The organism is Actinoplanes sp. NPDC026623, from assembly GCF_040638275.1.
In the GTDB taxonomy this organism is placed as follows: domain Bacteria; phylum Actinomycetota; class Actinomycetes; order Mycobacteriales; family Micromonosporaceae; genus Actinoplanes.
The window spans coordinates 1-6,061 of record NZ_JBEZXZ010000320.1 but is presented as its reverse complement, the minus strand read 5'-3'; the positions used below and the strand labels follow the sequence as shown (position 1 = coordinate 6,061).

Here is a 6,061-nt window from a genome sequence, read left to right as displayed (position 1 = left end):
CGAAGATGCGGGCGTTGATCCGGCGCAGGATCTCGGCGGCCACGCCGGCCCGCCCCTGCGGGCCGGCGGCGCGCCAGGCCGGCATGGCGGCGCGGGCGGCGGCGACCAGTGCGGCCGGGTCACCCTTGGGATAACGGACGTCGAGCGCGATCCCGTACGGCGAGCGCTCGGTGGACACGGTGCCGGTCGCGCCGGGCACCTCGATCGGGAAGTCGGCACCGAGCAGCGCCCGGAACGCGCGCTCGCCGGCGGGGGCGGCGTCCTCGCCGTACACGGATTTGCTGGGCGACTCGGGGTAGGCCGACCAGTAGTCGCGGGTGGCGGCCGCCTCGATCGCGGAGTCGAGCAGCTCGCGGTGCGTCTCGTAGAACTCGGCGGGGGTTGTCATCGGCGCTCCTGTGCGGTTGGCTGTATCTCATATTTACCGTCCGATCGGTCGGTAATCAAGCCCGGGCGGGATCCGGAGGAACGATGGCTGGTGAGAACGCCGCGCGCACCGCCGCGCAGGAATGCCCCGGCGAGCTCGTTTCCGCAGGTGGCGGCCCGCAACGGCCGCCCGAGCGGGACCGGCCGCGGCGCGGCAGGCCCGGCCACGACCTCACCGCGGTCCTCGCCGCCGCGGTGCGCCTGTTCAACGAGCGCGGCTACGAGGCGACGAGCATGGACGACGTCGCGAAGCGGCTCGGCATCACCAAGTCCAGCCTCTACCACCACGTCTCCGGCAAGCAGGAACTCCTGCGAATCGCCGTCGATCAGGCCCTCGACGGCCTCGACGACGCGATGGCCGAGGTCGAGCAGCAGCAGCGGCCCGCCATCGACCGCCTCGAGCTGCTGCTGCGCAACAGCGTGCTGGTGCTGGCCGAGCGCCTGGAGTATGTGACGCTGCTGCTGCGGGTGCGGGGCAACACGGCGGTGGAGCAGCAGGCCCTGCTGCGCCGCCGGATCTTCGACGCCAAGGTCACCAAGCTGGTCGAACAGGCGCAGGCCGAGGGGGCCATCCGCCACGATGTGGCTGCGGCCACCGCCGCCCGCCTGATGTTCGGCATGGTCAACTCGCTGATCGAGTGGTACCGCCCCCGGCGCGGCGGCGCGGGCGAGCTCGCCGACGCCGTCACCATCGTCGCCTTCGACGGCCTGCGCACGAGGCGCTGAGGTTTCGACAGGAGATCGTCATGCAGGACCGCACCCCGAAACCCGAGGACCTGGACCCGATCGAGCGCGCCTCCGTCGACGAGCTGCGCGCGCTCCAGCTCGAGCGCCTGCGCTGGTCGCTGCGGCACGCCTACGACAACGTCGCGGCGTACCGCGCGATGTTCGACGAGGCGGGCGCGCATCCGGGGGACGTGAAGGAGCTCGGCGACCTCGCGCGGTTCCCGTTCACCGACAAGGCCGTGCTGCGCGGGAACTACCCGTTCGGCATGTTCGCCGTCCCCCGCGAGCGGATCTCCCGCCTGCACGCCTCCTCGGGCACCACCGGACGGCCCACCGTCGTCGGCTACACCGCCGACGACGTGCGGACCTGGGCCCGGCTGGTGGCCCGCTCGATCCGCGCGGCCGGCGGCCGCCCCGGCGACCGGGTGCACGTCGCGTACGGGTACGGGCTGTTCACCGGCGGCCTGGGCGCGCACTACGGCGCCGAGGAGCTGGGCTGCACCGTCATCCCGGTCTCCGGCGGCATGACCGAGCGCCAGGTCATGCTGATCAACGACTTCCGGCCCGACGTCATCATGGTCACGCCGAGCTACCTGCTCGCCATCGTCGACGAGATGCAGCGGCAGGGCATCGACCCGCGCGGCACCTCCCTGGCCGTCGGGATCTTCGGCGCCGAGCCCTGGACCCAGGACCTGCGCACCGAGATCGAGGGGCGGCTCGACATCCACGCCGTCGACATCTACGGCCTGTCCGAGGTGATGGGTCCCGGCGTCGCCACCGAATGCGTGGAGACCAAGGACGGCCTGCACGTCTGGGAGGACCACTTCTACCCGGAGATCATCGACCCGCTCACCGGCGAGGTGCTGCCCGACGGCGAGACCGGCGAGCTGGTGCTCACGTCGCTGAGCCGGCAGGCCATGCCGGTGGTGCGCTACCGCACCCGCGACCTGACCCGGCTGCTGCCGGGCACCGCCCGGCCGATGCGCCGCATCGAGAAGATCACCGGCCGCAGCGACGACATGATCATCCTGCGCGGCGTCAACCTGTTCCCGACCCAGATCGAGGAGCTGATCCTGCGGATACCGCAGCTGGCACCGCACTTCCAGTGCCTGCTCACCCGCGACGGGCGCCTCGACGCCATGACCGTGAAGGTGGAACGCCGGGCCGGCGTCGAGCCCGCCGCGGCGCAGCGGGCCGGCCGCGAGCTCGCCGAGCTGGTGAAGAACACCATCGGGGTGAGCCTCGCCGTGGACGTGATCGAGCCGGACGGCGTCGAGCGCTCGATGGGCAAGATGCGCCGCATCGTCGACAAGCGCCCGAAGCCGTAGGCGGCGGCCCGCGGGCCGCCGCCGTCGCCGTCGCCGTCGCCCGTCAGTTCACCAGCTTGCGCAGCACCTCGAGGATCGCCTCCTGCAGCTCGGCCGGGGTGATGTCGTCGCGGTCGGCGGGCAGGCCGGCCAGGACGACGGCCGCCACGCCCTGCGACAGGTGCTCGGCCAGGGCGGCCTCGTCGACCACGTCCTTGGCGGCGATCGCGGCGATCGCCGCGCCCAGGCCGGTGTTCAGCGCGGCGAGCTGATTCTTCAGCGCCGCCACGTCGGCACGGGCGGCGGCGGCGGCCGCGGCGGCCGAGTGCGCCTGATTCCACACGTCGTAGATGGCGAAGTTCGCCCGTACCGTCGGGTTGGTCTTGCTGTCCGCCCGCCACGCCGGATTGGTGATCACGTCGTCGGTCCAGTCCATGGTGTCCTCCCAGCCCGGGGCCGCCAGTCGGATCAGCTCGGCCAGCGTGCCCCGGTAGGCGTTGGCGTCGCTCGTGGTCTGGCCACCGATCGTGGCCGAGCTGCTGTACTGCAGGATCGCGGGCGTCTGCCCCGAGTAGGCGGCCCAGCGCGACGAGCCGTCGCCGGGGTACAGCGCCCGGAACGCGCCCGCGCCGTTGACGTACGAGCTGGCCCAGAGCGGGTATCCCAGGCCGGTCAGGGCGTCGCCGTAGACCCACTTCGGCGCGTACACGATCGGGCGCAGCCGTGGCATCCGCTCGGTGAGCCGGTCGCAGAAGGCCCGGATGTCGGCCCGGCCCGGCACGGTGCCGGGGTCGCCGTTCCACTTCTCGCAGTCGGCCTGCAGCAGGAACGGGCGGTCGCGCCAGCCGGGGCAGGTGGCGTCCAGCCGGGCCAGGAACCTGTCGGCCCGGCCGGCCGGGTCGCCCGGGTAGAGCACCCAGTAGGCGCCGAGCAGCACCCGCGCCGGATCCAGCCCGCGCACCCCGCCCCACCAGGCGCCGAGCTCTGCGTCGTCGGCGTCGCCGCCCGCCTTGTGGGTGAGGAACGCGATGCCCTCGGCGACCGCCGGGCCCACGCCGGGCGCGTCGTAGTGGCTCATGTCCCAGCCGAAGACCGTCATGTGCACCTCCTTTCGCCACAGCACAGCAGCGGGCCCTGAAACGGCGCTGAAACGGCGCCGCACCTGGTGTGATGCGTCGGATGTCCTACAGGGACGGGGCATGTCCGGTCCGCGACTGAGCACCCGGCCGCCGTGTACCGGCCAGTACATTTCGCTCCGGGCGGGATGGGGGCGGCCGAATGCAGGTGAGACTTCTGGGGTCCGTGGACGTCCTGATCGGGGAGTCGTCGCGGCCGGTACGTGGCTTGCGCCGCAAGGCGGTGCTCGCGGTCCTGGCGCTGCACCACGGCCAGGTGGTGAGCACCGACCGGATGCTGGAGATCGTCTGGGGTGACAGCCCGCCGTCCACCGTGCTCAACACGCTGCAGAGCAACGTCTCGCACCTGCGCCAGGTGCTGGGCCGCCGGGAGGCCATCGCGGCCCGCCCGCCCGGCTACGTGCTGGAGCTGGAGCCGCCCGCCACCGACGCCGCGCGGGCCGAGCAGCTGATCGGGCTGGCCGCCCGGGCGGACGGCCACGCCGACCGGGTCCGCCACCTGCGCGCCGCCCTGGGCCTGTGGCGCGGCCGGTCGCTGGCGGACGTCGCCGAGCTGAGCTGGCTCGGCGACGAGGCCGCCCGGCTGGAGCAGCTGCGGCTGCGGGCCGTCCGGGCCCTCGCCGAGAGCCGGATCGCGCTCGGCGAACACGTCGAGGCGCTGCCCGACCTGGAGCGGCTGAGCCGGGAGCACCCGTTCGACGAGCAGCTGCACGGACACCTGATCCTCGCCCTCTACCGGGCCGGGCGGCAGGCCGAGTCGCTGGCCGCGTACCGCCGGCTGCGCGGCGCGCTCGACGAGGAGCTCGGCATCGAGCCCGGCCCGGCGCTGCGGGCGCTGGAGACGGCCATCCTGCGGCAGGACCCGAAGCTGGAGCCCGACCGGTCGTCGGTGGCGGTGCCAGGGCCGGCCGCGGCACCCGGCGCCGGCGCGGTGCGGTTCGGCGGTCCCGCCGTCGTCGGACGGCGCGACGAGCTCGCCGCCCTGCTCGACCTGGTCCGCGGCGTGCCGCTCGGCACGGGCGGGGCGATCTTCCTGCTCGGCGAGGCCGGGATCGGCAAGACCCGGCTGGCCGCCGAGGCGTCCCGGGCGGCGGCCGGCGCCGGCCTGCTGGTGCTGCGCGGGCGGTCCACCGCGCCGGCCGTGCAGTTCCGGCCGCTGAGCGAGGCGCTGCTGGCGCTGCTGCGCCGCTCCGGGCCGCTGGACGTGCCCGAGCTGCGGCCCTACCTGCCGGCGCTGTCGCGGCTGGTGCCCGAGTGGCGCCGCGAGCACGGCCCGCAGGCCGACGAGTCGCTGGTCGTGCTGGCCGAGGCGGTGCTGCGCCTGATCGTCCACCTGGGCGGCGCGACCGGCGTCCTGCTAGTGCTGGAGGACCTGCACGAGGCGGACGCGGACACCCTCGCCGTCGTCGACTACCTGATCGACAACGCCGGGCAGGAGCGGCTGCTGGTGCTCGCCACCCTGCGCCCCGAATGCGACGCGCTGAAGCTGGCCCGCGCGGCACAGCACCGCCGGGCGGCCGGCGTGCTGGAGCTGCGCCGGCTCGGCGAGGGCGCGGTCCGCGAGCTCGCCGCGGGCTGCCTCGGCGCGAGCCCCGGCGCGATACCCGAGGCGGTGCACGAACGGCTCCGCGACGCCTCCGACGGCGTACCCCTGCACGTCGAGGAGCTGCTCGCCGGGATGGTCGGCGACGGCGTGCTGGCGTACGCCGGTGGGCACTGGACGGTCACCGGCCCGCTGCCGGCCGGGCCGCCGACCACCCTGGCCGCGACGCTGGCCGGCCGGGCCGACCGGCTCGGCCCGCGCACCCGGGAGCTGCTGCGGGCCGCGACCCTGTTCGGCCGCCGTTTCCCCGCCGAGATGGCCGCCCTGGTCGCCGGGCTGAACGAGAACGAGCTGCTCGTGGGCCTGCGCGAGGCGATCGAGGCACAGCTTCTGGTCGTCGACGACGGCACCGGGAGCTACGCCTTCCGGCACGCGCTGACCGCCGAGGCGCTGCGGGACCGGATGCTGCCGATCGAGCGGGTGGTGTTCTCCCGCCGGGCCGCCGAGGCGGTGGAGGCGTCCGGCTCGGCCGACGGTGACTGGCTCGCCGGCGAGCTGTGGCTGGCCGCCGGTGACCCGCACCGGGCCGCCGACCGGTTCGCGGCGGCCGCCGGGCGGGCCGCCGCACAGGGCGCCGTCGCCACCCAGATCACCCTGCTGGAGCGCTCGCTGTCGCTGGTCGAACCGTCGATCGAGGTGATCGAGGCGCTGATCGACGCGTACGCCGTCGCCGGCCGGGTCGACGACGCGTACGCGCTCGGCACCCGCGCCCGCGGCTGCACCGACCCGGTCCGCCGCGCCGCCCTGCACCTGCGGCTGGCCCGGGTGGCGGCCGCCGCCGGCCACTGGCGCCGGGGGCTGCGCGAGGTGTCCCTGTCGCGCCGCCTGCTGGCCGGGCACGACGACCCGGCGCTGGCCGCCCG

General features: G+C 74.7%; 4 protein-coding genes and 1 pseudogene. 3 read left to right on the top strand and 2 right to left on the bottom strand.

Going from position 1 to position 6,061, the window contains the following annotated elements:
• Positions 1-388 (bottom strand): annotated as a pseudogene (locus AB0F10_RS43475) (phenylacetic acid degradation protein PaaN); the annotation flags it as partial.
• Between the two features lie 83 nt (positions 389-471).
• On the opposite strand from AB0F10_RS43475, the gene AB0F10_RS43470 reads away from it, so the two are divergent.
• Together AB0F10_RS43470 and paaK are read left to right on the top strand one after the other, a co-directional pair.
• The gene (locus tag AB0F10_RS43470; RefSeq protein WP_360639917.1) at positions 472-1,152 is read left to right on the top strand and encodes a TetR/AcrR family transcriptional regulator; all 681 of its coding nucleotides are present in this window, start codon (positions 472-474) and stop codon (positions 1,150-1,152) included.
• A 20-nt stretch (positions 1,153-1,172) separates the two neighbouring features.
• Positions 1,173-2,480, top strand: a complete 1,308-nt coding sequence (gene paaK / locus AB0F10_RS43465; protein ID WP_360639914.1) for a phenylacetate--CoA ligase PaaK — start codon at positions 1,173-1,175, stop codon at positions 2,478-2,480.
• A gap of 43 nt (positions 2,481-2,523) precedes the next feature.
• On the opposite strand, the gene AB0F10_RS43460 is transcribed toward paaK, so the two are convergent.
• Positions 2,524-3,558, bottom strand: coding sequence for a hypothetical protein (locus AB0F10_RS43460; protein WP_360639911.1), 1,035 nt, complete (start codon positions 3,556-3,558; stop codon positions 2,524-2,526).
• Between the two features lie 203 nt (positions 3,559-3,761).
• On the opposite strand from AB0F10_RS43460, the gene AB0F10_RS43455 reads away from it, so the two are divergent.
• Positions 3,762-6,061 (top strand): BTAD domain-containing putative transcriptional regulator (locus AB0F10_RS43455; protein WP_360639908.1); only part of this gene is annotated, 2,300 nt, incomplete at its 3' end.